The organism is Bradyrhizobium sp. SZCCT0153, assembly GCF_018129995.1.
GTDB lineage: Bacteria > Pseudomonadota > Alphaproteobacteria > Rhizobiales > Xanthobacteraceae > Bradyrhizobium > Bradyrhizobium japonicum_G.
Genome location: NZ_JAFCKS010000001.1, coordinates 870841 through 895011, shown reverse-complemented (window position 1 = coordinate 895011; position 24171 = coordinate 870841). Strand labels below are relative to the sequence as shown.

At 63.9% G+C, this 24171-nt stretch carries 22 protein-coding genes and 1 tRNA gene; 10 read left to right on the top strand and 13 right to left on the bottom strand.

The genetic code is table 11. From position 1 onward, the window contains the following. Window positions 1-887 precede the first annotated feature (887 nt). Both JQ572_RS35295 and JQ572_RS04430 read left to right on the top strand, forming a co-directional pair. Complete coding sequence (locus JQ572_RS35295) at window positions 888-1016, top strand: hypothetical protein (protein WP_262049051.1); 129 nt, start codon at window positions 888-890, stop codon at window positions 1014-1016. 305 nt (window positions 1017-1321) lie between these two features. Next, the gene (locus JQ572_RS04430; protein WP_211381732.1) at window positions 1322-3163 is read left to right on the top strand and encodes a caspase family protein; all 1842 of its coding nucleotides are present in this window, start codon (window positions 1322-1324) and stop codon (window positions 3161-3163) included. Window positions 3164-3377: 214 nt separating this feature from the next. Here the strand turns inward: JQ572_RS04430 and JQ572_RS04425 are convergent, their stop codons facing one another. From JQ572_RS04425 to fliI, 5 genes are all read right to left on the bottom strand, one after another. Next, a complete protein-coding gene (locus tag JQ572_RS04425) occupies window positions 3378-3611 on the bottom strand; it encodes a DUF7336 domain-containing protein (RefSeq protein WP_211381731.1) in 234 nt (77 codons plus the stop codon). A 907-nt stretch (window positions 3612-4518) separates the two neighbouring features. Next, window positions 4519-5592 (bottom strand): anti-sigma factor, encoded by a 1074-nt coding sequence (locus tag JQ572_RS04420; RefSeq protein ID WP_211381730.1) that lies wholly within the window; start codon window positions 5590-5592, stop codon window positions 4519-4521. Window positions 5593-5629: 37 nt separating this feature from the next. Further along, complete coding sequence (locus tag JQ572_RS04415; RefSeq protein WP_211381729.1) at window positions 5630-6175, bottom strand: sigma-70 family RNA polymerase sigma factor; 546 nt, start codon at window positions 6173-6175, stop codon at window positions 5630-5632. Window positions 6176-6362: 187 nt separating this feature from the next. Next, window positions 6363-6782 carry a flagellar export protein FliJ gene (gene fliJ, locus JQ572_RS04410; RefSeq protein WP_129271398.1) on the bottom strand — a complete coding sequence of 140 codons (420 nt, stop codon included), beginning with the start codon at window positions 6780-6782 and terminating at the stop codon, window positions 6363-6365. A 121-nt stretch (window positions 6783-6903) separates the two neighbouring features. Then, window positions 6904-8229 carry a flagellar protein export ATPase FliI gene (fliI, locus tag JQ572_RS04405; RefSeq protein ID WP_211381728.1) on the bottom strand — a complete coding sequence of 442 codons (1326 nt, stop codon included), beginning with the start codon at window positions 8227-8229 and terminating at the stop codon, window positions 6904-6906. Window positions 8230-8670: 441 nt separating this feature from the next. Between fliI and ctrA the strand changes: the two genes are divergently transcribed. The 4 genes from ctrA to JQ572_RS04385 all read left to right on the top strand — a co-directional run bounded on the left by ctrA (window position 8671) and on the right by JQ572_RS04385 (window position 11546). Further along, window positions 8671-9372 (top strand): response regulator transcription factor CtrA, encoded by a 702-nt coding sequence (gene ctrA / locus JQ572_RS04400; protein ID WP_015688285.1) that lies wholly within the window; start codon window positions 8671-8673, stop codon window positions 9370-9372. 169 nt (window positions 9373-9541) lie between these two features. Then, window positions 9542-9946 carry a DUF350 domain-containing protein gene (locus JQ572_RS04395; RefSeq protein ID WP_211381727.1) on the top strand — a complete coding sequence of 135 codons (405 nt, stop codon included), beginning with the start codon at window positions 9542-9544 and terminating at the stop codon, window positions 9944-9946. 1 nt (window position 9947) lies between these two features. Continuing rightward, window positions 9948-10382 (top strand): hypothetical protein, encoded by a 435-nt coding sequence (locus JQ572_RS34985; protein ID WP_249128815.1) that lies wholly within the window; start codon window positions 9948-9950, stop codon window positions 10380-10382. A gap of 3 nt (window positions 10383-10385) precedes the next feature. Continuing rightward, window positions 10386-11546 (top strand): glutathionylspermidine synthase family protein, encoded by a 1161-nt coding sequence (locus JQ572_RS04385; RefSeq protein WP_211381725.1) that lies wholly within the window; start codon window positions 10386-10388, stop codon window positions 11544-11546. A 163-nt stretch (window positions 11547-11709) separates the two neighbouring features. On the opposite strand, the gene JQ572_RS04380 is transcribed toward JQ572_RS04385, so the two are convergent. The 6 genes from JQ572_RS04380 to chpT all read right to left on the bottom strand — a co-directional run bounded on the left by JQ572_RS04380 (window position 11710) and on the right by chpT (window position 18438). Continuing rightward, entirely contained in the window at window positions 11710-12582 is an 873-nt protein-coding gene (locus JQ572_RS04380) for a CheR family methyltransferase (protein ID WP_211381724.1), read from the bottom strand. After that, window positions 12579-13778 (bottom strand): protein-glutamate methylesterase/protein-glutamine glutaminase, encoded by a 1200-nt coding sequence (locus JQ572_RS04375; protein ID WP_211381723.1) that lies wholly within the window; start codon window positions 13776-13778, stop codon window positions 12579-12581. The genes JQ572_RS04380 and JQ572_RS04375 overlap by 4 nt, the downstream gene beginning before the upstream one ends. A gap of 74 nt (window positions 13779-13852) precedes the next feature. Beyond that, window positions 13853-14218 (bottom strand): response regulator, encoded by a 366-nt coding sequence (locus JQ572_RS04370; RefSeq protein ID WP_007600538.1) that lies wholly within the window; start codon window positions 14216-14218, stop codon window positions 13853-13855. Between the two features lie 72 nt (window positions 14219-14290). After that, a complete protein-coding gene (locus JQ572_RS04365; protein WP_211381722.1) occupies window positions 14291-14761 on the bottom strand; it encodes a chemotaxis protein CheW in 471 nt (156 codons plus the stop codon). 24 nt (window positions 14762-14785) lie between these two features. Further along, on the bottom strand, window positions 14786-17587 hold the full coding sequence (locus JQ572_RS04360; protein WP_211381721.1) for a hybrid sensor histidine kinase/response regulator: 2802 nt from the start codon (window positions 17585-17587) through the stop codon (window positions 14786-14788). 197 nt (window positions 17588-17784) lie between these two features. Further along, window positions 17785-18438: a histidine phosphotransferase ChpT gene (gene chpT, locus JQ572_RS04355; protein WP_211381720.1), complete on the bottom strand. Its 654-nt coding sequence runs from the start codon at window positions 18436-18438 to the stop codon at window positions 17785-17787. Between the two features lie 169 nt (window positions 18439-18607). On the opposite strand from chpT, the gene JQ572_RS04350 reads away from it, so the two are divergent. Then, entirely contained in the window at window positions 18608-19447 is an 840-nt protein-coding gene (locus JQ572_RS04350; RefSeq protein ID WP_211381719.1) for a 3'(2'),5'-bisphosphate nucleotidase CysQ family protein, read from the top strand. 13 nt (window positions 19448-19460) lie between these two features. Here JQ572_RS04350 and JQ572_RS04345 read toward each other — a convergent pair whose 3' ends face one another. Further along, window positions 19461-19946: a YHS domain-containing (seleno)protein gene (locus JQ572_RS04345; protein ID WP_211382411.1), complete on the bottom strand. Its 486-nt coding sequence runs from the start codon at window positions 19944-19946 to the stop codon at window positions 19461-19463. 139 nt (window positions 19947-20085) lie between these two features. On the opposite strand from JQ572_RS04345, the gene JQ572_RS04340 reads away from it, so the two are divergent. From JQ572_RS04340 to JQ572_RS04330, 3 genes are all read left to right on the top strand, one after another. Then, window positions 20086-20691 carry a DUF1134 domain-containing protein gene (locus tag JQ572_RS04340; protein ID WP_211381718.1) on the top strand — a complete coding sequence of 202 codons (606 nt, stop codon included), beginning with the start codon at window positions 20086-20088 and terminating at the stop codon, window positions 20689-20691. A gap of 119 nt (window positions 20692-20810) precedes the next feature. Further along, on the top strand, window positions 20811-22109 hold the full coding sequence (locus JQ572_RS04335; protein ID WP_211381717.1) for a coiled-coil domain-containing protein: 1299 nt from the start codon (window positions 20811-20813) through the stop codon (window positions 22107-22109). 157 nt (window positions 22110-22266) lie between these two features. Further along, window positions 22267-22341, top strand: a tRNA-Val gene (locus JQ572_RS04330). Window positions 22342-22854: 513 nt separating this feature from the next. Here the strand turns inward: JQ572_RS04330 and JQ572_RS04325 are convergent. Continuing rightward, window positions 22855-24150, bottom strand: coding sequence for a glycoside hydrolase family 130 protein (locus tag JQ572_RS04325; RefSeq protein WP_211381716.1), 1296 nt, complete (start codon window positions 24148-24150; stop codon window positions 22855-22857). Between the last annotated feature and the right edge of the window lie 21 nt (window positions 24151-24171).

Here is a 24171-nt window from a genome sequence, read left to right as displayed (position 1 = left end):
GAGGGGCGATCTTCGTTCGATGCTCGTCAAACATCAGCAGAACCGTTCCAGCACGTTCTCGCCTTGGATTTGAGCGCCGTCGGAAAGTGACGGTTCTCTCCTCGTCCTGCACAGGTCATCCTCGAAATGCCTGTCTCGGCAAATTACCGTGTCTCACTTCAGGGGTGCAGCCCAGCACTGTCACCGTAATCACCTAGACTGACTGAATCACTGATCCCTCTGCGTCGCAACAGCCGCCTTTCTCAACAGAATCGGTCAAAATGCGAAGAACTCAAACTGAGCCAATCTAGTCCGCCGTGCCTTAATAAGCGGACCTCAACGAGGTGCGCCGACACTTCGCTGATGGGCCAAAAGCGGACATTCACCATGTTAAGGCTTTCGCTGAGCCGACTGCCTTTTGATCGCGTTAAATCAGCCACCTCGGTATTGTTACCGCTAGGGTTGCATTGCAATAGCCCGGCGGGTAAGCAGAACGATGGGCCTCAAACCTGCTTTCATGCGCGATGTTCCGGCTGATGTTCCTTCGATGAGGAAGGTACTTGGTCCGAATCTAGGCAAGCAATACGCTGCAAATCCTAATCTGGCGAGATACGCGTTCGTCCTCAAATTCCCGGATGGTGTTGTCACCGGACGCGCGGTTGCACATGCTTTAGGAAAAATACCAACTCCGCGGGGCCCGACCTTGCTCGCAGGTCAACACTTTACGGTAGAAGCAATGGGGCTCGCCAAGGCGGCAGGCTGTGAAGTGATTGCCGTTCACGAGTTCTTTTGGACCGACGCAGCATACGCCGACAGATTTAGCGACCGACCGCTAAAGCGCTAGAGGATGCGATGGCCTCACCCCGGTGTTTTGCGATTGCCAACCCATGCCGATCGGAGAAGCTGGAATGGTTCTCGGCGAGATCGCTTTGCTTACCATCATTGTCGTCGGCTTTGTCCAAGGCGACAGCATTAAGCCCGATGACACCCCAGAGAAGTTTCCCGGTGGGGGTCCTGGCGGCGATTTTTCGAACTAAGCCTTGAGACAAACGTCGAGCGAAGTCAGCTTTGGGTCACAGGCCGACTTCCGAACCGACTTGAGCCTAGGTCGGCTTATCTCCTGAAGCCAGACATAGCGGCCCTGTCAGCGAACGGCGGCAACGGGCCAGAAGCGGAAGTCGGCCTAAGGCAGAATGAAAGTCCGCCAGATGAGGCCTAGTTCATCTTACGAGCCGTAGTTTGATGAGGTGGTCCAAAAGGCCCCGGCCCCTCAGAGACATCGCAGAGTTCCACTTGCATTCTCCCAAGCTGCGAATACCCTGCGCAAATATTCGGGGCTTCCATGCGCGCACTTGGCTGGTTCTTCTTAATCCTTTTGCTTTCCTTGACGATAGGTCCGACGCACGCCGAACGCCGGGTCGCGCTGGTGATAGGCAATTCCGCCTATAAGAGCGTGCCGAAGCTGGCGAATCCTGTGAATGACGCCGCCCTGGTTGGCGGCATGTTCAAGAAAGCTGGGTTCGATTTCGTCGAGATCAGGACTGATCTCAACATTGCCGAGACGCGGAAGACGCTGAGGGAATTTGGCCTTCGGAGCCGGGATGCCGACATCGCCGTTGTTTATTATGCGGGGCACGGGATCGAGGTCGATGGCATCAACTATTTAGTTCCAACTGATGCTGCGCTGGAAGTCGATACGGACGTATACGACGAGGCACTTCCGCTCGACCGTATTCTCGCGACGATCGAACCGGCCAAGCAGCTTCGCCTTGTCATTCTCGATGCCTGTCGTGACAACCCGTTCGCGGGATCGATGAAACGTACCGTGGCCAGCCGTTCGATTGGTCGCGGTCTTGCTAAAGTCGAGCCTTCAAGCCCGAACACGATGATCGCCTTTGCGGCAAAGGCCGGCTCGACAGCGTCAGACGGCGCCTCGAAGAACAGCCCATTTGCAACGGCCGTGGTGGAGCGTTTGCCAAAGCCCGGGCTCGACCTCCGTAAAGCCTTTGGCTTCGTCCGCGACGATGTTCTCAAGAGCACGGATTATCGCCAAGAGCCCTACGTCTACGGTTCTCTCGGTGGCGAAGATCTGCCGCTGGTCCCGGCCGCTCCGGCTATGGGACCGCAAGCCGATCCGCAAGAGGCCGTCCGCCGCAACTACGAACTTGCGCTACAACTCGGTACCCGCGATGGCTGGACCGTATTCCTTGCGCAGTATCCCGATGGGTTTTACGCCGGTCTCGCAAAGGGTCAGCTCAACAAGATCGCGGCGGAAGAGGCGCGAGCTGCTGCAGCAGACAAAGCGCGACAGGCCGAGGAGGAGAAGGCACGTCTCGCTGCTGATCGCGCCAACAGGGCTGAACAGGAGAAGGCAGCGGCGGCCGCGAAAGCTGCCGAGAACACCCGGCTTGCGGCAGAAAAGGCCAAGAGGGCGGAAGAGACGAAGGCAGCAGAAGCCGAGCAGCGGCGCAAGGATGCAGAGGCAGCCGTTTACAAAGCGCTTGCCGAAAAGCAGGCCGCCGAGGCCGCGCTTGCTGATAGGATTGCCAAGGAAAAGGCTGCAGCCGAGCTTACGACGCAGCCGGCCACCAGGGTAACCAACGACAAGAACGACGACCTGAAGGTCGCGGATCTCCCGCCGACGCCGCCGCAGCCATCTCTCTCGCCCCAAGAGACGATCAAGCTGGTTCAGTCTGAGTTGCACCGCGTGGGCTGTCTGACAAACGCAGGTGACGGTGACTGGAACACCGCCTCACAGCGCTCCTTGACGCTGTTCAACAAATTTGCCGGGACGAAATTCGACACCAAGCTTGCCAGCTTCGAAGTACTCGATGCCATCAAAGGCAAGCCCGGTCGGGTTTGTCCACTTGCCTGCGAGCGCGGCTTCAGGGCCGATGGCGAAAGCTGTGTCAGGATCACGTGCCGGTCTGGCTATCACATCAATAGCGACAACGAATGTGAAAAAGGCCAAGACAAGAAACCTGTCGCGGCGCGTGAATCGCCGAAGGCAGTAGACGACGAGCGCAAGCAGGTCGAATCAGCGCCTCCGAAGCAACAAGCGAGATCAAGTGGCCAGATGATCTGCTCGAGTGCCGGTTGCCGGCCCGTCAAGCCCGGATGTCACGTCGAGCAGCGGAAGTATTACAGCACATCCATAAGCGCAGCCACAGAAGTGTGCAACTGACATAGTTGTTGCAGTCCCCGGCCGATGGCCGCAGTTAGAACTTGAGCCCCGTCTCGAAGGATGGTCGGCGGAGCAGCTAACGTCTGAAACGGGTCAAAGTGAGAAGTCCGGGCGCTCAACCGGCAGGTCGGCCTTACCCCCAACTAAGGACATGGTCTTGCCGCCACGCAAACTGACGCTTTGGGCCAGAACCGGACATCGGCGCGAAGTTCATTTACGTCTTTGTAGTGACGAACCCTTCGCTCCATGCATCCTTGTCGACTTCCATCTTGCTGACTTGGAAACAGTCGGGATAGTCGCGAAAACCCTCAAACTGGAGTTTGCGCCTTCTTGCGGCTTCCGCTTCGGCAGCGCTGCTGTAGACCCCGATGAGCTTATCGTCAGTCTCGTTTTCATCGACGCCGCCTTCAAGTGGTCGACTATGCCAGAGCAGAAAAACCGAGCCCATTTGGTGTACGATCCTTCCCTTCCTACGACGTTCTCATTGGCTCGAATACGTTCTTGGGTCAAAAAATGCAGCGAGACCGGAGACGACTGCAACAACCGCCAAAAATAGGACAGTGGTAGGATCGATGAACAGATACAAGGCTGCCGCTATTCCGATGATGGTCAGCGCTGGGCCAATGAGCGCAGGGTGCGTCTTAAGCCAGTTGATCACCCTGTGGCGGACCTGAGGGATGTAGGCGGTAGCCGCGAGGAGAGCGACAAGTACAACAAGCCATTTCGGCATGGGACGCAGCACCTCATTTGTCCTACAACCACAATAGCTAAGCACGCTTTCGCCCGCATGAAGAATAGAGTTCAAATTATAGCGACTACCGGCCAATGTCTGTCTTGGGTCAAAATGCGAAGAACTCAACCTGAGCAAATCTTGTCCGCCATGCCTCAACAAGCGGACCTCGTGGAGCGATGCTGCCACTTCGCCGATGGGTCAAAATGCGAAGAACTCGACCTGAGCAAATCCTGTCCGCTATGACTCAATAAGCGGACTCGTGGAGCAGAGCGGGCCGTTTCTCCGAAGGGGCGCAACAGAAATGCTCTCGGGGACGCATAAGAGTTCAGCTTCTCGCGACTGACGTCTGCCGGCGGCCACTCGAACCACAAGAAGCGTCAAGCTGCGGACTTCACGCGCTTTGGGAATTCGGTGACAGTGCACTAAATTCCTGATCATCCGTCTTCCTCCACGGATGGCCTGGGCCCGCGCTTGAGACTACGTGATCATGGTGGCGGTCACATACCTCCAACTACGGCGAGCGTGCATTGGAGCGGCTGCTCGCCGGTGTGGCCACAGCTCACTCTTGCAACAAGCTCTTGGGGTCATGGGTCCTGGCTTTCGCCAGGCGGACGATGGAAATCTACTTCTTCGCCGGAACCTGCGCCTGCGATGGCGGCACGGTCTCGATCAGCTTGCCGGAAAATACCGGCGCCGAGGTCGGCTGACCATTGGGCGAGCCGCCGGGCTGCTCGACGGTGACCGCGTAGGTGGCGCCGTTGACGACGTCGGCATCGTAGGCGGCGAGCAGCGGACGCGCGGTGAAGTCACTGCTGCCGATCACGCCGAGCGAGCGCGGGCGCGGCAGCTTGTCGGAGATCAGCCAGAGCTCGAAGCTCTTGCCGGGCTCCGGCGTCGCGCCGACCTTGCGCACGGTGAAGTTCCTGGTCGTACCGTCGATGGTGAGGATGAAGGCGGGGCCACCGGCCTGGCCCTGCAACAGCGCGACATATTGCGACGACGCCGCGAGCGGCGCCGGCGTCTTGACCTCGACCGTCTGGATGCGCGGCGCGGGACGCAGGGCCCCAGGCAGCGCATCGGGCAGGAAGATCTGGAGCGACAGCGTCACCAGCAGCGCGGCCGCAAGCGCGCCGACGGCGGATGCGACGGTGCGCCAGCGCTTCACGCGGCCCTCGAGCCGGATCACATTGGTGTTGTCCACGACCGGCGCCGGCGGCGCGCGCGCGACATCAGGATCGGGTGCATGGACCTGCGGCATGAAGACCGGCGCGATGTCGGGAAGCGCATCGGGGTCCGGGCGCGCGGTTTCGGATTGCGCCGCTTCGGATTGCGCGGCTTCGGAAGGCTGCGGCTCCGGTTGCTCCGTGCGGTCCGATGACGCTTCCGGCGGCACGGCTTCGAACGAGAAAGACTCCGGTACGGGTGGCGGCGGCGAGGCTTCGGACAGCGCGGGGGGCTGCTGTGCGAAGCCCGTCCGCGCGAGCTCGGACCTGATGTTCTCCCACACGACCGGACGCGGCTCGATCGTGCCTACCATCTGGTTGAGCACGCCGAGCCGGAATTCCCACGCCTGCACGATCGCGGCGAACTCGGTGTCCACCGCCATCATGATCGCAACCTGCGTGCGCTCGTCGGCATCGAGTGTGCCGAGCGCATATTCCGCAGCAAGCGCGATATGGTCTTCCGTGTAGGCCATCACATGCAGTCCAGAACCACCCTCACAACATCAGCCCTCATAGTCCGAGGCATTCGCGGATATCCAACATGCTGCGCCGCAGCCACGTCTTGACCGTGTTGACGGGCGCCGAAAACTTCTCCGCCAATTGCTCGCGGCTCCAGCCGTTGTAATAGGCGAGAAGCACGAGCCTCTGACGGTCCGGCTCGAGCCGGCCGATACATTCCAGGAGCCGCTTCAACTCTTCCGTCATCTCACGGCGCGCCAGCGGATCGGGACTGTCGGCCGCAACCTCCATCGCCTGAGGCTCTTCCTCGATGGAGGATTCCGTCTTCTTGCGCACGATGTCGATGGCACGGTTGCGCGCGATCGACGCCATCCACGTGATCGGCGACGACAAGGCCGGATTGAACTGGCCAGCGCTGTTCCAGATCTTGACGTAGGCCTCCTGAATGACCTCCTCCGAGAGATCCTGTCTGCGCAAGATACGGAGCACGACGCCATAGAGTTTCGCGCGCGTGGCGACGTAAAGGCGCTCGAACGCGGCCTGATCGCCCTTGGCGACCGCCTCAATCAGCCCGACCAGCTCTGCTGGCGTCAGCATTCAGCCCCCCAACGCGCAGGCCCCGGCGCGTCGTTCCGCGCGGACCCAGGCACTCCGCCACCATAGCGCGCAGCAAAGCCCATCACCAAGGGGCGGGGCGCCACGCTGTGGATAGCAAACGCGAAAACCCGGACCTTGCGGGCCCGGGTTCAGCAGATTCTCGGCGGTTCGACCGCTGACTGCGTTTTTAGGCGACGGCGCCGATGCGGGCGCGCATCAGGCCGATGCTGTCGAGGTCGGCCTGCTCGCGGGCGTTTTCCTCGGCGCGTTCGCGGGCCTGGTCGCGCTCGTCGAGGAGCTCGACCTTCTTCAGTTCCTCGAAGGCTTCCGCCAGCGCACCCTTGGCTTCGTCGAGCTGGCCCTTCAGCTCGTCGGCCGAGCGGGTCAGGTTCTCGCGGCGCTGGATGGCAGCCTTGGCATAGGTCGGATAGGCGAAGTGCGAGGGATCGTTGATCCCGGCACGCTCCTGCTCGGTCGAGATCTCGCGTTCAAGATCGGTCGACATCCGCTGGAAGTCGGCGATCATGGTCTCGATCTGGGTGACCCGGCGGCGCTTCTCGTCGACCTGAAACTTCTTCAGGCGGATGAGGGTATCACGTGACTTCATCGACTCGTACTCCCCAGAAGTCCCTTGGCTGCACGTGGGACGGCACCGGTCTCCCCACGGGCCCGACTGGGGCCAAGACCGGCTCTGCTACTCTGTGGGATCGGATGATGACGGGACAAAGTTAGCGTTCCGTTTCCAAATTGCCGAGGATTTGCGCCAACTGGCGGTAGCCGTCCGCCAGCGACGCATTTTCGTCCTTGCGCTGGCGCAGGAAGGCCTCCAGCGGCTCGTGCAGGCGGATTGCCTCGTCGACCTCGGGGCTGGAGCCGGCCCGGTAGGCGCCCAGACGGATCAATTCCTCCATGTCGGCATAGGTCGCCATCACCGCCCGCGCCTTCTGGATCGTCGGCCAGAACTCCGGGTCGGCCGATTTCGGCATGGTGCGGGAGACGGATTTGAGGATGTTGATGGCGGGGTAGCGGCCGCGCTCGGCGATCGAGCGCTGCATCACGATGTGGCCGTCGAGGATGCCGCGGACGGCATCCGCAATCGGCTCGTTATGGTCGTCGCCGTCGACCAGCACCGTGAAGATCGCGGTGATGGCGCCCTCGCCCAGGCCCGGCCCGGCGCGCTCCAGAAGCTTCGGCAGCTCGGTGAAGACGGTCGGCGTGTAGCCTTTGGCGGTCGGCGGCTCGCCGGCGGACAGGCCGATCTCGCGCTGGGCCATGGCAAAGCGTGTCACCGAGTCCATCAGGCACAGGACGTCCTGCTCCTCGTCGCGAAAATATTCGGCGACCGCAAGCGTCAGATAGGCGGCCTGGCGGCGCATCAGCGCCGGCTCGTCGGAGGTCGCGACCACGACGACGGAACGCGCAAGGCCCTCCTCGCCGAGGTCGTCCTGCAGGAACTCCTGAACCTCGCGGCCGCGTTCGCCGATCAGCCCGATGACGCTGACCGCGGCATCGACGTTGCGCGCGAGCATCGACAGCAGAACCGACTTGCCGACGCCGGAACCCGCGAAGATGCCCATGCGCTGGCCGCGGCAGCAGGTCAGGAACGTGTTCATCGCGCGCACGCCGAGATCGAGCGGCGCGCCGACGCGTTTGCGCGAGTGCGCCGGCGGCGGCGAATTGCGGTACGGCATCGGCGCCGGGCCCTGCGGCAGCGGCCCCTTGCCGTCGATCGGCTCCCCCAGTGCATTGACGACGCGGCCGAGCCAGGCCGCACAGGGCCGCACCTGGTTTGCGGCGTTGGCGATGACCGCCTTGCAGCCGCGCCGCACGCCGTCGAGGCCGGCGAACGGCATGACGACGGCATTGTTGCCGGAGAAGCCGATCACCTCGCAAGGAATGGAGCGGTTGCCGCCGGTCTCGATCACGAGCCGCGCGCCGACCGACATCGCATGGATCGGGCCGGCCACCTCGACCATCAGGCCGCGCACGCCGACCACGCGGCCGTAAATGTTGACGCCGTCGATGTCGCCGATCTGTTCGGCAAGAGCCTTCATAACGGGGCTTTCATAACGGGGCCTTCATCAGGGACGCGGTAAGGAGCGCGCCTTCATCCTTGGGGGCTTCATGGCGAAAACCTTAAGTTTCGCCATATTTCTGAACGGCGCTTAACTTCGTGTTTACCCGCATCGTTAATCATTGCGTCACTGTCTTTGTGACTGAGCGTGACTCCCCTTCAGAAGAAGGCTGAGTCGCGGGAGTCGGTTAGGCCCGTCTCTTAAAGTGGAACTTGAACGGTATCGGGTGACAAAAGCTGCTTCGTACACAGGACCTTAGGGCGATTCGACAAAAATTGCACCGGGGGGACTTGCGTTCCAGAATCAGGATTTGTTAACCATCTGTCGTCAGGATCCGAATCAGTTGTTCAAAGGCGTTTTGTTGAGTGCCGCGAATGCGGCCGACCTGACGCCCAGGAGCGGCGACTATGGGGAACTGGCATGCGCGTTTTGCTGATTGAAGATGACAGCGCCGTCGCGCAGTCGATCGAGTTGATGCTGAAGTCTGAGAGCTTCAACGTCTACACGACCGATTTGGGGGAAGAAGGCGTCGATCTCGGTAAATTATACGATTACGACATTATCCTTCTCGACCTCAACCTGCCCGACATGTCCGGATACGACGTGCTCAAGCAGCTTCGGGTCTCCAAGATCAAGACACCGATTCTGATCCTCTCCGGCCTCGCCGGCATCGAGGACAAGGTCAAGGGTCTCGGCGTCGGCGCCGACGACTACATGACCAAGCCCTTCCACAAGGACGAGCTGGTGGCCCGCATCCACGCGATCGTGCGCCGCTCCAAGGGCCATGCCCAGTCGGTCATCCAGACCGGCGACCTCGTCGTCAACCTCGACACCAAGACGGTCGAAGTCGGCGGCCAGCGCGTGCATCTGACCGGCAAGGAATACCAGATGCTGGAGCTGCTTTCGCTCCGCAAGGGCACCACCCTCACCAAGGAAATGTTCCTCAACCATCTCTATGGCGGCATGGACGAGCCCGAGCTGAAGATCATCGACGTCTTCATCTGCAAGCTGCGCAAGAAGCTCGCCAACGCCTCCGAAGGCCGCAACTTCATCGAGACCGTGTGGGGCCGCGGCTACGTGCTGCGCGAGCCGCACGAGCAGGAAGAACGCATTCCCGCCTGATCCTGGGTTTACTCGCGAGCCTCTGGGGCTCGCTCCTCCCAGCCTGGACCCCGCCGCAAATGGCGGGGTTTTGTTTTTTGGGGGATGCGAACGCGGCTGCATCGCCGTCCCGCCGTTGAACCGCTATCCTTCCCCCGCCGACGAATGGTCGCTGCACGATGGGGGAACCATGATCCTGCAATCACTCGCCGGCCTGCCCGCCTTCCTGGTCTATTTCTGCACCGGGCTGATCGCGATCGTGGCGTACCTGTTCGTCTACACCCGCATCACGCCCTACAACGAATTCCAGCTCATCCGCGACAACGAGCCGGCCGCAGCGATCGCGCTCGGCCTCAGCCTGCTCGGCTTCGTCGCGCCGCTGGTCAGCGCCATCGCGCATTCGGCCAATGTGCTGGATTGCCTGATCTGGGCGATCATCGCGCTGATCGTGCAGATCATCGTGCTCTTTCTCGTGAGGGTGCCGGTGCCGAATCTGCCGGCGCGGATCGCGGCCGGCGAGCTCGCGCCCGCGATCTGGCTCGGGCTGTCTTCGCTCGCCGCGGGACTGCTCAACGCCGCGTGCATGATCTACTGACATGGCCGACAAACCCTCCAAAAAGGAGTTCGGCAAACGCCGGCCGCCGGCCGGGCCGCCGCCTTCGCAACGGCCGGCGAAACGCTCCGGCCACGTCGCATTGCTGGTGATGGGCACGATTGCGGTCGGCACCACCGCCTACACGCTGATGCCGCGGCAGCACTGCGAGCCCGGTCCTGCCGGGGCGAGAGTCCCCGGGGCGATAGCCCCCGGTGCGACGGTCCCGGGCGCGGACACGCCGGTGCAGGCCGGCACCGCGTGCGGCAGAAGCAGCTCCTCGAGCGGCGGCAGCTCGCGCTGGTCGTCGCGATCGAGCTTCTTCAGCAGCGACTCCTCGTCCCATCCCTCGTCGGGAACGTCGTCCGATTCGGGCTCCGGCAGCGTGAGCCGCGGCGGCTTCGGCTCGTTCGGCCATGGCTTCTCGAGCGGCGGCTGATCCATGCAACGCATCGTCTGCCCCGAGCGCGACGACTGGCGGCAGACCGCCGAGCAATGCGGCTTCGCCTTCCACACCATCGACGGCGAGCGCTACTGGGACGAGCGCGCCTACTATGCTTTCACCCTCGACGAGATCGAGCGCGGCATCGAGACGCCGACCGGCGAGATCGACGCGATGTGCCTGGAGCTTGCCGGCCGCGTGATCGGCGACGAGCGCCACCTGCGGCGCCTGAAGATTCCGGAAGCGTTCTGGAGCCTGATCGCCGAGAGCTGGGAGCGAGACGACCGCAGCCTCTACGGCCGGCTCGACCTGACATTCGACGGCAAGGGCCCGGCAAAGCTGCTCGAATACAACGCGGATACGCCGACCTCGATCTTCGAAGCCGCGGTGTTTCAATGGACCTGGCTCGAGCAGGCGATCGAACGGCGCATCATCCCCGGGCGCGCCGACCAGTACAACTCCATCCACGAGCGGCTGATCGCGGCGTGGAAGGAGATTGCGGCCAGCCGCCACGTCCATCTCACCGGCACCACCGGCAACGAGGAGGACGCCGGCACCCTCGCTTATCTCGAAGACACCGCGCGCCAGGCGGGACTTTCCACCACGCTGCTCGACATCGAGGAGATCGGCTGGCGCAACGAGGCCGGCGGTTTCGTCGATCTCGACGACCGCGACATCGCGCTCGCCTTCAAACTCTATCCCTGGGAATGGATGTTCCACGACGCCTTCGGCGCAAAGCTTGCGAGCGCGCCGACACGTTGGATCGAGCCGCCGTGGAAGGCGGTACTCTCCAACAAGGGCATCCTGCCGCTGCTCTGGGAGATGTTTCCGAACCATCCCAATCTGCTGCCGGCCTTCTTCGAGGACGACGCGCGCGCCGCAGAACTCGGCAGCTCCTACGTCCGCAAGCCGCTGCTGTCGCGCGAAGGCGCCAACGTCACGCTGGTGTCCGGCGGACTCCCGCCCGACGAGCAGGCAGGACCTTACGGCGCCGAAGGATTCGTGCGGCAGGCATTGTCACCGCTGCCGAATTTTTCGGGCTTCTATCCGGTGATCGGAAGCTGGCTGGTGGATCACGAGCCATGCGGGCTGTCGATCCGCGAGGACGAAAGCCCGATCACGGGCAACGGCTCGCGGTTTCTGCCGCATGCGATCCTGTGAGGGTTAGTTTTCTTCCCTTCTCCCCTTTTGGGAGAAGGTGGCGCGAAGCGCCGGATGAGGGGTTCTCTCCACTCGCGAGACCGTTCGTGAGGATGGAGACCCCTCACCCGGCTTCGCTATCGCGAAGCCACCCTCTCCCACAAGGGGAGAGGGTGAAGAATGATCACCTTGCCGCGGCAACCTTGAGCGACGGCGGCATCAGTCCGCCCATCGGGCGGCCGGAGCGCGCGGGGTTGAGCTGATAGAGACCACGCCGCTCGGCGATCGGGCGGAACGCGTCGGTGATGCCGACGACGGATTCGGCGGCGCCAAGCAGCAGCGTGCCGTCGGCTTCCAGGCCCTTCGCCATCCGCTCGAAGATCACCGCCTTGGTGGCCTGGTCGAAATAGATCAGCACGTTGCGGCAGAAGATCACGTCGAACGTGCCGAGATGGGAGAAGTCCTGCAGCAGATTGAGCTGGCGGAACTGCACCATCGCGCGAATGTCGGCATTGAGCTGCCAGGTCTCGCCGGTCTGCGTGAAATACTTCATCAGGTGCTGGATCGGCAGGCCGCGCTGCACCTCGAACTGGCTGTAGACGCCGGCCTTGGATTTCTCCAGCACCTCCTGCGACAGATCGGTGGCGACGATCTCGATGCGCCAGCCGGCGAAGGCCGCGCCCATCTCCTTCACGCACATCGCGATCGAATAGGGCTCCTGCCCCGTCGAGGACGCCGCCGACCAGATCCGCAGCGACCTGCGCGCCGCGCGCGCCTGGAGCAGGCCCGGCATGATGGTTTCGCGCAGATGATCGAACGGAATCTTGTCGCGGTAGAAGAAAGTCTCGTTGGTGGTCATCGCTTCGACCACGTCGGTCGCAAGCCGGCCGTCGCCGTTCCTGATCTTCAGCACGAGGTCGGGAATGCCGGGAAGGCTCGCCCTGCGGGCAAGCGGCAGAAGCCGGCTCTCGACCAGATACTGCTTGTCGGCGGAGAGATCGAGGCCGGAACGCTCCTTCAGGAACTTGCGCAGATACTCATAGTCGACCGGTGTCACGAACGGTCTCCCGCGAACAGGCGGTTGACCCTGGCGCCGATCTGGTTGAGCGGCAGGATCGCCGCGCAGATGCCGGCATTGGCCGCCGCGCCCGGCATGCCCCAGACGACGCTGGAGGCTTCGTCCTGCGCGATCACGCTGCCGCCGGCGGCGACGATATCCTTGCCGCCGCGCATGCCGTCCGAGCCCATGCCCGTCAGGATCACGGAGAGGATGGCGCCATGCCAGATGTCGATGGCGGAGGTGAAGAGCGGATCGACCGCGGGCTTGCAGAAATTGACGGCGGGGCCGTCGTCGAGCGCGATCGCCACGTCGGCGCCGCTGCGCACGACGCGCATGTGCTTGCCGCCGGGCGCCAGATAGATCCGCCCCGGCTTCACCGGCTCGCCGTCGACCGCCTCGGCCGCCGGCTTGCGGCTCGATCGCGCCAGGTGTTCGGCGAGAATGGTGGTGAAGGTCGGCGGCATGTGCTGGGTGATCAGAACCGGGACGCGGTCGATCACCGGGCCGAGCTCGGTGACGAGCGCCATCAGCGCCTGCGGACCGCCGGTCGACGAGCCGATCAACAGCACCTTCGGTGCCTGGGTCGAAAACGGACGCGTGGATAGCGGCGAAGACGACGACGGCGCATGCACGGCAGGTGCGGGCGCGGCGGGCCGTGCGACAGCCGGAGCACGCGCGGCCGGTGCAGCAGGGCTGGCAGGCGCCAGCGGCGGGCTCGCAACGGCAGGTTTGCGGCGCAGCCGTGCGCCGAGGTGGCGGATCTTCTGGATCAGGTCGTGGTGGAAGATGTCCGCGGCCGACGCCTCGCGCGTCGATTCCGGCTTCGGAATGTAGTCGGCCGCGCCGAGCGACAGCGCCTTGAAGCTGATCTCCGCGTTACGGCGGGTCAGCGTCGAGGCCATGATGATGACGAGATCGCGCTTCTTCGCCAGGAGCTGCGGCAGCGCCGAGATGCCGTCGAGCTCGGGCATTTCGATGTCGAGCACGGCGACGTCGGGGTTGATGCGTTCGATCTGGTTGACCGCCTCGAGCCCGGTGCGCAGCGAGGCCGCGACCTCCATGTCGTGCTCGGCACCGATCCAGCGCGAGATCAGACCGCGGATGACGACGGAGTCATCGACGATCATCACCCGCAGCGGTCCGGCTTCGCGCGACGAGCCCGGGGTCGAATTACCTGCGAACGCAACACTCATTACTCACCAACTCAGACTGAAACGGTCAGTTGAAAACAAACGCCGAAGGAGCCGTTCAGCCTCCGGGCGGTCGCTCAGATAAGGCCGACTTCCTGGAATTTCGCGGTCACGATGTCCTTGTCGAAGGGCTTCATGATGTACTCGTTGGCGCCGGCATGGAGCGCGCGCGCAATATGCGCGACGTCGTTCTCCGTGGTGCAGAACACGACCTTGGGCTGGTCCCCGCCGGGCATGCGCCGGAGATGGCCGAGGAACTCGTAGCCGTCCATCACCGGCATGTTCCAGTCGAGCAGCACCGCGTCGGGCAGACCGCGCTTGCAGGCCTCCAGCGCCTTCTCACCGTCCTCGGCTTCGAGGATCTGGAAGTCGAGGCCCTCCAGGATCCGGCGCGCAACCTTGCGGATGACGCTGGAATCATCAACGACGAGACAAGTTCGCATGTGAACCTCTGCTTCCCCCCCTTTTGCGGGGGCACTTCCAATTGCAAGTCCGTCGGCAGCGATGCCGCCGTATCAGGCCGCCATCATCTCGGGCGCGAGCTCGAGGACGCGATCGACGTCGAGGACGACCATGAGCTGGCCGTCGAGACGGTGGACGCCGCCGGCGAGCTTGGCCATGCGGGGATCGAGGTTGACGGGGTTCTCCTCCTTGCCGTCCTCGGCAAGCCGCAGCACCTCGCCGATCTGGTCGATCAGCAGGCCATAGGATTCGCCGCGCAGATCGACGCCGACCGCCATCGGGGTCTTGCCGTCCTCGGGCTTGGGCAGGCCGAGGCGGGCGCGCATGTCGACCACGGTGACGATGCGGCCGCGCAGATTGAGCACGCCCGCGATCTCGCGCGAGGACAACGGCACGCGGGTGACGCGCTCGGGCATGAACACGTCCTGGACGCGGGAGATCGGCAGCCCGAACAGCTGGCCGCCGATCATCGCGGTGACGTATTCGACCATGGCGCCTTCGGTGGATTGGGCTTTCTTGCTCATGTGCGTGTCTCCTGATCCTGCCGTTTACGCCGCTGCCCGGCTCAGCTCCGAGGCGCCGGCGGCGCCCGCGGTCTGCTCCTTCAGCGCCGCGATCAGACCGGGACGGTCGAACTTGGCGACATAGTCGTGGAAGCCGGCCTGACGGCCGCGCTCGATCGCCGCCGGCGACACCAGCGCGGACAGGCCGATGATCGGCATCGAGCCCAGATTGTTGTCCGAGCGGATCACTTCGGCGAACTCGAACCCGTTCATGTCGGGCATCTCGATGTCGGTCAGGACCACGTCGAAGGTCTGCGCGCGCAGGGCGGCGAGGCCCTCCTGCGCGGTCGGCGCGGTGCGGACGCGGTAGCCGGCCGCCTTGAGCACGGGCGCCAGCATGTTGCGGAAGAAGGCCGAGTCGTCGACCAGCAGCACCGACTGCGAGTGCATCGACGGCTTCATCTCCTTGCGGGTGAACCAGTCGGCGAACGCCATCGGCAGGAAGTGGCCGACGTCGATCACCTCGGTGGCCTGGCCCTTGATCACGGCCGAGCCGAGAATGCCGGAGGCGGAGCCGCCGACCTCGATGTTGAGCCGTTCCTCGACGATGTCGATGATCTCGTCGACGACGAGGCCCATGGAGCGGCCGTCATCGGCGAACACCAGGATCGGCTGGGCGCCCTGGCTGGCGATGGTGACGCTCTCCATGGCGACCAGCGGCATCAGCTGCTCGCGGTACTGCACCATGTAGCGGCCGTTGGAGAACTCGATCTTGTCGGCGGGCAGCTCTTCCAGGCGGGTGACGAGCCCGAGCGGAACCGCCTTGGGCTGCGACGAGCCGGCGCGGAAGACCAGGAGCGAGGTGGTCTGCTCGCCGCTTCCGATGTGGTGCGCCCCGTTCTCGTCACCCATGTCATGGGCCGAGGAGCCGGCGGCGCCGAGCGCCTTGGCGATGCCGTTGGGATCGATGATCATGATGACGGCGCCATCGCCCAGAATGGTATTGCCGGAGAACATGTCGATGTGACGCAGCTTGGTCGACATCGGCTTGACCACGATTTCTTCGGTGTGGAACACGCCGTCGACGACGATGCCGAAGGTCTGGCTGCCGACCTGCGTGACCACGATGAAGCCGTTCTCGGGATCGGAAGCGGCGCCGTCGTCGATCTTGAGCAGCTTCTTCAGATGGATCAGCGGCAGCAGCTTGTTGCGGAGCCTGAGCACCGCGGTGTCCTTGATGCGCTCGATGCGGTGCTCGGAGTTGGCGCGGGCCCGCACCAGCTCGACGACCGAGAGCTGCGGGATCGCGAAGCGGTCGCCGGCAGCTTCCACGATCAGCGCCGAGACGATGGCGAGCGTCAGCGGGATCTTGATGGTGACGGAGGAGCCCTCGCCCGCCACCGACTTGATGTCGATGGTGCCGCCGATCTGGTCGATATTGGTGCGCACCACGTCCATGCCGACGCCGCGGCCCGAGACCGAGGTGATGGCGGCCGCGGTCGAGAAGCCCGGTGCGAAGATGAACTTGTGGATCTGGGCTTCGCTCATCTTCTCGAGCTCGGCCTCGGTGACCAGACCCGAGGAGATCGCCTTGGCCTTGATCTTCTCGGTGTTGAGCCCGCGGCCGTTGTCGGCGATGCAGATGATGATGTGGCCGCCCTCGTGATAGGCGGACAGACGGATGGTGCCCTGCTCGCCCTTGCCAGACGCGAGGCGCTCGGCGGGGGTCTCGAGGCCATGATCGGCGGAGTTGCGCACCATGTGGGTGAGCGGGTCCTTGATCAGGTCGAGCACCTGGCGGTCGAGCTCGGTGTCGGCGCCGTGCATCTCCAGCTCGATCTGCTTGCCGAGTTCGCTCGAGAGGTCGCGGACGATGCGGGGCAGCTTCTGCCAGGCGTTGCCGATCGGCTGCATGCGCGTCTTCATGACGCCTTCCTGCAGCTCGGCGGTGACGTTGGAGAGCCGCTGCAGCGGCACCTTGAACTCGGTGTCCTCGTTGCGGCGGGAGATCTCCAGCAGCTGGTTGCGGGTCAGGACCAGCTCGGAGACCATGGTCATCAGATGCTCCAGCGTATCCACGTTGACGCGGATCGACTGGTTGGCGATGCGGTCGCCCTCGGAGGCGCCCTCGTCGGCCATCGACTTCTTCGGCGCGGCCTTGTCCTTGGGCGCCCTGGCTTCCTTCGCAGTTTCCTTGGCAGTTTCCTTCACAGTTTCCTTGGCGGCAGGCGCGGGAGCTTCAGCAGCGGGCGCGGCCTGGACAACAGGTGCCGGTGCTTCGATCGCAGTCTCGCGGAAGGCGCGCTCGAGTTCGTCGAGCGAGACTTCGCCCGGACGCAGCGGGCGCTCGAGGGTCTGGTCGATCAGCAAGCCCTGGCTGGAGGGCGCAGCTTCAACGGCAGCAGGTGCTTCCGGCACCAGCGGCGGCGCTTCGGCGACGGGAGCAGCGGCGCCGGCAGCCATTGCCGCCATGCCCTGCTCGACCATCGCTTCCAGCTTGTCGATGAGATCGCGGTCAGTGCCTTCGGGCTCGGCTTCGGTCGCCTCGAGGCCGGCCAGGATTTCCTTGATGCGGTCGATCGAGGCCAGGATCACCGTCACCGCGCCGGCCGTCACCGGCATGCCGTCACGGAATTTGCCCATCAGGGTCTCGCCGGCATGCGCCAGCGCTTCCAGTCGCGGCAGCCCGAGGAAGCCGCAGGTGCCCTTGATGGTGTGGACAAGGCGGAAGATGTTATCCAGGATCTTGGCGTTGTTCGGCTCCTGCTCGAACTTCACCAGCTGGTTGTCCACGGTATCCAGGCTCTCGCTGGTCTCCGTCAGAAACTCCCGCAACAGATCATCCATGAAAACAGGCCTTCATACAGGGAGGGCGCGCACGAGACGTGATGCGCCAATTCGGAATGGGGCCAGCTTCACCGCAAAGCGTTTAATAATGGTTGAGTATGTGCAAAAGAACGGAACCAACAAAGAGATAAGGCGCTCCGGACAAGCCGAAGCGCCTCGTAAAGATTCGATTAATCCTTGCGGATGACGCCGCCCGTTTACGAAGCCGTAATGATGATGGCTTCGCCCTCCAGCTTGAGCGTCACGGTGAGCCCGCAGGCCTGCGCCAGCAGCCGGGTGTAATAAGGCTGGATCGCGTGCGCGTCCGCGGCAGGGCCGCGCTCGCCGCTCAGGAGCTCGGAAATGTTCTGCGGCAGGCGCGCATTATGCCCGGTCGCGGTGATGCGGAAGCTCATCGTCTCGCCCTCGCCGATCGGATCGATCGTCAGCATGCCGCCGCGCGGGATCGTGTGCTGGGAAACAACCAGCATGTTGAGCAGCAGCTTGACGCGATTCTTCGGCAGCAGAAGCCGCGGCAGATTCCAGGTGATCGAGCACTTGCCGTCCTCGATGTGGCCGCGCGCCATGGTCTGGGCGTCGCCGAGATCGATCTGGGCTCCGGAAGAGCCGGCGGCACCGAACGCAAGCCGGCAGAACTGGAGGCGGGCGGACGCGGTCTTGGCGCTCTTGCGGATCAGGTCGAGCGCGAACTCGCGATCGTCGGGCTTGGGATCGTCGTCGAGCACTTCGAGCCCGTTGACGATGGCGCCGACAGGGCTGATGAGATCGTGACAAACCCGCGAGCACAGCAGCGCTGCGAGTTCGAGCATATCGGGAGCAGTAGCGGTACCGGGTGACGAGGCGTCAGACATAAAGGTTTCCTGGTATTGCACGGCACGGACGCGGCGAATCACGCATGCTTGGCGATGCCGCGGGTTCTAACATTCGCAAGCCCGCGGCAGCTAGCTTGCGATAGGGTCGAGGCGGCCCTAAAGCCGCCGGCGAATCAGTCGAGGGAACGGAATTGCCGATGAATGAGGCATGCAGGTGAAGCGGATCATCGACGGGGCGGCCGCATCCGGCCTGATGGAGCCGCTGACCACGCTGGTGGTGAGGGCGGGCGAAGCGATCCTCAGCGTCAACCGCGCGACGATGCGGGTCGAAGGCAAGCAGGACGGCTCGCCGGTGACCGAGGCCGATCTTGCCGCCGACCGCATCATCGCCGAGGGCCTGGCGCAGCTTGCGGGCGACGTGCCGACGCTGTCGGAGGAGCGGACCCAGCTCGCCTCGCCGCCGTTCCAGGGCAGCTTCTTCCTGATCGACCCGCTCGACGGCACCAAGGAGTTCGTCGCCGGTCGCGACGAGTTCACCGTCAACCTTGCCCTGGTAACGTCAGGTGTGCCGCTGCTGGGCATCGTGTCCGCGCCCGCGCTCGGGCTGCTCTGGCGCGGCATCGTCGGCCGTGGTGCCGAGCGTGTGAGCTTTGAGGGCACGACCATCGGCGCTGCCGTGCCGATCCATACCCGCAAATTGCCGGCACAGGGCGAGCCCTGGATCGCGACGGTGAGCCGCTCGCACGGCGATCCCAAAAGCGAGGCATTCATCGATAACAGGCCCAATGCCGTCAGACGGACGGCCGGCTCGGCCGTGAAATTCGGCCGGATCGCGGAAGGCAGTGCCGACATCTATCCCCGCTTCGGGCCGACCTGTGAATGGGACGTCGGGGCCGGCTGCGCGGTCGTGACCGCGGCCGGCGGCCGGGTGACCGACGGCAGGGGCGGCGAGCTCCGCTTCGGTGAGCGGCACGATGGCGGCTTCATCATCCCGGAGTTCATCGCCTGGGGCGACTCGCAGGCGGCAAAACTCCGAGCAGGCCTCTGAGGTTGTAAAACCGCTACTGACCGAGCTGGTCCTGGATTGCGGGCCAGCGCTTGCCCACCTCGTAGAGGAAGCGTTCCGGATCGGCGGCGAAGGCGTCGCGATTGGCTTCCCGGCTGAACAGATAGAGCCGCTGAGCTGAGATCACGTAGAAGCGGGGATTGGCGGCGATGGCAACGCCCCGGGCGATGTCGGCCGGATCGTAGCCGCCGAACTGCGGCCCGTAGATTTCGGGATGGGCCAGGAACTCGGCCCGGTTGCCCTCGTTGCGGAAGCGCCAGACCGCGCCCCAGAGATTCGCCTCGAACTCGGCCGTCCCTTGCACGGCCGCGCCGTCGACGAAATAGGCCACGGGGTCGAAGCCCTCGATGGCCACGCCGCTGAAACGATTGACGACGATCCGCTCGGTGGTGGCGGCCTGTGCCGACATTCCGCAAGAGGCGATCCAAATGCCCGCCAGAAGGCAGACCAGGCGCCCGATCAAGGCAATTCCGGGGCGCAATGGGCTATCTTCCTGCCGTTGTGCCGTCATAGTTGCTGCGGATAACATCCGAGTCGAGGGGACATCCGGCGCAACCTAGAGCCGCGCCTGTTGGCGTCAGGTTAAGGAAGCGACCGGATTCGATACCAGGGGTTCTTTTATGACTTTCGCATCACGCCTTGCTGCGCTCGCGCTTGCCGCGATGGTCGGCTGGATCGTGCCGGCCTCCGCCCAGCAGGCGCCGCCGCCCGATCTGCCGCCGCCGCAGCGGACCCCGACGCCCGGCACCTATGGGCCGGACGAGCTCGTCACCGCCGGCCACCGCTTCTTCGGCAACGTCTCGCGCGGCCTCGCCTCGATCATCGAGAAGGCGGTCAGCCAATGGGGCCTGCCCAACGGCTACATCTTGGGTGAGGAAGGGTCCGGTGCCTTCGTCGCCGGCCTGCGCTACGGCGAAGGCACGCTCTACACCAAGAACGCCGGCGACCTGCGCGTCTACTGGCAGGGCCCCTCGCTCGGCTTCGACTGGGGCGGCGACGGCGCGCGCACGATGACGCTGGTCTACAACCTGCCCGCCACCAACGCGATCTACCAGCGCTTCGCCGGCCTCGACGGCTCGGCCTACATCATCGGCGGCTTCGGCATGACGGCGCTCACCGCCAACAACATCGTGCTGGTGCCGATCCGCTCGGGACTCGGCCTGCGGCTGGGAGCCAATATCGGCTATTTGAAATTCACCCCGCGCGCGACCTGGAACCCGTTCTAGCGTCCCCGCTTTCCCCTCAGGCGACGGATCAAGGTTAACGACGTGTCGGGGCTGGCTTTTTGCCGGCCCCGCATGCAATGTCGTTGGTAAATTTTTCCTTAGCTTTGGAGTTCTGGCCCATGGTCGAACCGATCATGTACCTGGCGATCGGTTTCCTGCTCTCGATGCTGTGCGGGCTTGCCATCGTGCCGCTGGTGCACAACCGCGCGGTACGCCTGACCACGCGCCGGCTCGAGGCCGCCACGCCGCTGTCGATGGCCGAGATCCAGGCCGACAAGGACCAGCTCCGCGCCGAATTCGCCATGTCGGCGCGGCGGCTCGAGATGAGCGTCGACCAGCTCAAGAACAAGACCACGAGCCAGCTCGCCGAACTCGGCAAGAAGAGCGACGCCATCAACCGCATGAAGATCGAGCTCGGCGAGAAGAACGCCACGATCTTCGCACTCGAGGCGCGCGAGAAGGCGGTGAAGGAGCAGCTGCGCGCCACCGAAGAGGAATTCAACGCCAAGACCGCATCCTTGCGCGAGGCCGAGATTGCGCTGAGCGACAAGCAGGGCGAGCTGGCAAAGATCAATTCCGAACTGTCCGACCGCTCGATGATGGCGGAGAGCCGCCAGGTCGAGCTGTTGGCTGTACGCGCGCAGATCGAAGAGCTGAAGAACCGCGTCGGCGATGCCGAGAAGGAATTTGCCACGACGCAGGCCCGGCTGACGCAGGAGCGCACCGAATCCGAGACCGCCTCGCGCGAGCTCGGCGACGCGCGCGGCCGCGTCGAGAATCTGAGCCAGCGCGTCACCGAGCTCGATCGCCAGCTCATGCTGCAGGTGAAGGAAGCCGAGATGCTGTCGGGCCGCGTCAGCGATCTCGAAGGCCGCCTCGCCACCCAGGGCAAGCTGCTTGCCGAGCGCGACTATGAGAACAACCAGCTCCGCCAGGCCAACGAGGGCAACGAGCGCACCGTCAAGGAGCTGCGCGTCGAGATCGCAGCCCTGAGCGGCGGCAAGTCGTCGGCCGCCATGGAGCAGATCCGCGCGGAAAAGACCGCGCTGGAGGAGCAACTGCGCAGCGCGCGCGACGAGCGGGCAAAACTCCAGCGCGACCTCAACGCGATCCAGCAGCAGGCGGAAAGCTCCTGGGCGACCGAGCGGATGGAGAACGCGCTGCTGCGCGAGCGCATCAACGACATCGCCGCCGAGGTGGCCAAGCTCGCGATGCAGCTCGAAGGCCCGAACTCGCCGATCGAGGCCCTGCTCGCGGCCGAGGCCGGCCAGCCCCCGAGACCGGCACCGCGCCCGGCCAACGACGCTGCGACCAACGGCGCGGCCGCAGGCACCCTGCCCGAAGGCGGCGGAACGCTCGCCGAGCGCATCCGCGCACTCCAGGCCCACGCCTCCCGCGCCCGCCAGCAGGGCGCGTAAACGGCCCCAAAGCGGTCCCGTCGCCGGATTGCGTGAACTCCGGAAGGTTTTCGGGCCGCGGGGCGCCTGGAAACTTGACACCTTTGGCCCGCACTTCTAAATCGCGGGCTCCAATGCGCCGGCCGGCCGAAAGTCCGGCCGCCTGCATGATGGTCCCGGGCGCATAGCTCAGCGGGAGAGCGTTCCCTTCACACGGGAGAGGTCCAAGGTTCGATCCCTTGTGCGCCCACCATTCATCCCACCCCCCGCCAGCCTTCCTGAACCATCCCGTTGCGGACAAAGATCGACGCCTCGCGGCGGTCGAGACCCGTCCCGTCAAAATTGTCGAAAACAACCCCATGCACAGTAGCCGAGGCGAGCGGAAACAATAAGTTACGCTTTTCCGAATTCGATTTGACGCGTCGGGCAAGACAGGGGCCAGGATGGCATCATCCCCGGGCGTGGTGGCTCTCGCGAATGGAACCAGGCGATTCGACGAAAAGCCCGGCACGAGACCGGGCTGATCGCTAATATATTCCGAAGACGCTAATCGAGCAGCGAAGCAGGTTTAGGGCGCGCTGTCTGTATCTATTCGCGAGAATGCGGTGTTCGGCCACGCCTGAGGCAAGTCAGGTCATCACGGTCGAGGGAGGTGACCATGCCCGACGGCGTGAGGCGGGAAGCTGCGCAAGGGCCTCAATTTCATTGATGGACCCTTCCGGATGCCGCTCAGGCCGCCTCTCCCAAGACGTGGATTTCCGCGCAATCAGGACATTGCTTGCAGCAGGGCCGCGATCTTGATCGTCGCAAAGTTGGAATAGGTGTCGGAGACGGCGTAGGGCAAAATAATCTGATCATGATGCCGCATCGCCCCACAGGTATAGACCACGTTGGGAACGTAGCCCTCGCGCTCGGACGGCTCCGGATGCAGCAAAGGTTCGCTCGCACGACCCAGCACCCTGGATGGGTCCTTCTTGTCGAGCAGGGCGGCGCCGATTGAATATTTTCGAACGGGGCCGACACCGTGCGTGAGCAACAGCCAGCCTTCATCGAGCTCGATCGGCGAACCGCAGTTTCCGATCTGCACGAACTCCCACGGAAACCGCGGCTTCAGGATGGCTTGACCGCCGTCCCATTGGTGCAGATCGTCCGAATAGATCAAGTAAAGGTTCTCGTTGTCCTGCCGCGCGATCATCGCGTATTTGCCGTCAATCCTGCGCGGGAACAGCGCCATGCCCTTGTTGTGGGCGGCGGTCCCCTGCAGCGGCGTCATTCGAAATGACAGGAAGTCGCGCGTTTCGATCAACTCCGACCGTATCGCTCTGCCCGTATACGCGGTGAACGTCGCGTAATACGTCTTGCGATCCTCATCGCTGAATTGGACGAAGCGGGCGTCTTCGATGCCTTGGGACTGTGACTCCGTAACCGGAAAAATCACCCGTTCGCTGATGTCCTGTTCTTCCTTGAACGTAATTTCAACCGTTTCGCCTGACGGCCCGGGTACGCGGCTCCCGATGCGGGGACTGGAGGCCAGTCGCGCGGTCGGATCGACCGCCAGGCTGCCATCGGCTGCGATCGTGCCGGTGCGAAATGTCAGCGAGGATACGTGCCCCTCGCCGACGGCCCGGAGACTGAGAACGAAGCGCAAGCCGCCTTTCGGCGCGCCCGACTGGTCGGGATGCGGCACGATGCTGGGATTGAACAGGGCGGACGCCTCGAACGAATATTCGTTGAGGAAATAGGCTCCGATCAACTGGCGCTGGACGCTCGAAAAAGCGCCGTGAGCCGCCAGCGCCCGTTCCATCTCCTCGGCGCGGAATTCGAACGTCTCCAGCAGGTTGCGATGCCGGCCCTGAAAGTTCGCCAAGACGTCCGCCAACAGGCTGGCGGTGACTTCGGGGTCAAGGGCCAAAACGCGTTCGACGATGTGGTTGGCGCGCGTCTTGTCGGTCGGGTTGAGATCGCGCGGCTCAGTTGCCGGCTTGAACGGCCGAACGATCACGCGCGTAGGGTCGGGGCGCAGATGGAGCGCTTGCCGATGCAGGAAACTGGCTTGCGACAAGATGTCCTCGGATCTTTGGAG

Coding starts and splice junctions, on each gene's coding strand:
- JQ572_RS35295 (WP_262049051.1), top strand. CDS start 888: ATGGTTCTCGGCGAGATCGCTTTGCTTACCATCATTGTCGTCGGCTTT.
- JQ572_RS04430 (WP_211381732.1), top strand. CDS start 1,322: ATGCGCGCACTTGGCTGGTTCTTCTTAATCCTTTTGCTTTCCTTGACG.
- JQ572_RS04425 (WP_211381731.1), bottom strand. CDS start 3,611: ATGGGCTCGGTTTTTCTGCTCTGGCATAGTCGACCACTTGAAGGCGGC.
- JQ572_RS04420 (WP_211381730.1), bottom strand. CDS start 5,592: ATGGCCTACACGGAAGACCATATCGCGCTTGCTGCGGAATATGCGCTC.
- JQ572_RS04415 (WP_211381729.1), bottom strand. CDS start 6,175: ATGCTGACGCCAGCAGAGCTGGTCGGGCTGATTGAGGCGGTCGCCAAG.
- fliJ (WP_129271398.1), bottom strand. CDS start 6,782: ATGAAGTCACGTGATACCCTCATCCGCCTGAAGAAGTTTCAGGTCGAC.
- fliI (WP_211381728.1), bottom strand. CDS start 8,229: ATGAAGGCTCTTGCCGAACAGATCGGCGACATCGACGGCGTCAACATT.
- ctrA (WP_015688285.1), top strand. CDS start 8,671: ATGCGCGTTTTGCTGATTGAAGATGACAGCGCCGTCGCGCAGTCGATC.
- JQ572_RS04395 (WP_211381727.1), top strand. CDS start 9,542: ATGATCCTGCAATCACTCGCCGGCCTGCCCGCCTTCCTGGTCTATTTC.
- JQ572_RS34985 (WP_249128815.1), top strand. CDS start 9,948: ATGGCCGACAAACCCTCCAAAAAGGAGTTCGGCAAACGCCGGCCGCCG.
- JQ572_RS04385 (WP_211381725.1), top strand. CDS start 10,386: ATGCAACGCATCGTCTGCCCCGAGCGCGACGACTGGCGGCAGACCGCC.
- JQ572_RS04375 (WP_211381723.1), bottom strand. CDS start 13,778: ATGAGTGTTGCGTTCGCAGGTAATTCGACCCCGGGCTCGTCGCGCGAA.
- JQ572_RS04370 (WP_007600538.1), bottom strand. CDS start 14,218: ATGCGAACTTGTCTCGTCGTTGATGATTCCAGCGTCATCCGCAAGGTT.
- JQ572_RS04365 (WP_211381722.1), bottom strand. CDS start 14,761: ATGAGCAAGAAAGCCCAATCCACCGAAGGCGCCATGGTCGAATACGTC.
- JQ572_RS04360 (WP_211381721.1), bottom strand. CDS start 17,587: ATGGATGATCTGTTGCGGGAGTTTCTGACGGAGACCAGCGAGAGCCTG.
- chpT (WP_211381720.1), bottom strand. CDS start 18,438: ATGTCTGACGCCTCGTCACCCGGTACCGCTACTGCTCCCGATATGCTC.
- JQ572_RS04350 (WP_211381719.1), top strand. CDS start 18,608: ATGCAGGTGAAGCGGATCATCGACGGGGCGGCCGCATCCGGCCTGATG.
- JQ572_RS04340 (WP_211381718.1), top strand. CDS start 20,086: ATGACTTTCGCATCACGCCTTGCTGCGCTCGCGCTTGCCGCGATGGTC.
- JQ572_RS04335 (WP_211381717.1), top strand. CDS start 20,811: ATGGTCGAACCGATCATGTACCTGGCGATCGGTTTCCTGCTCTCGATG.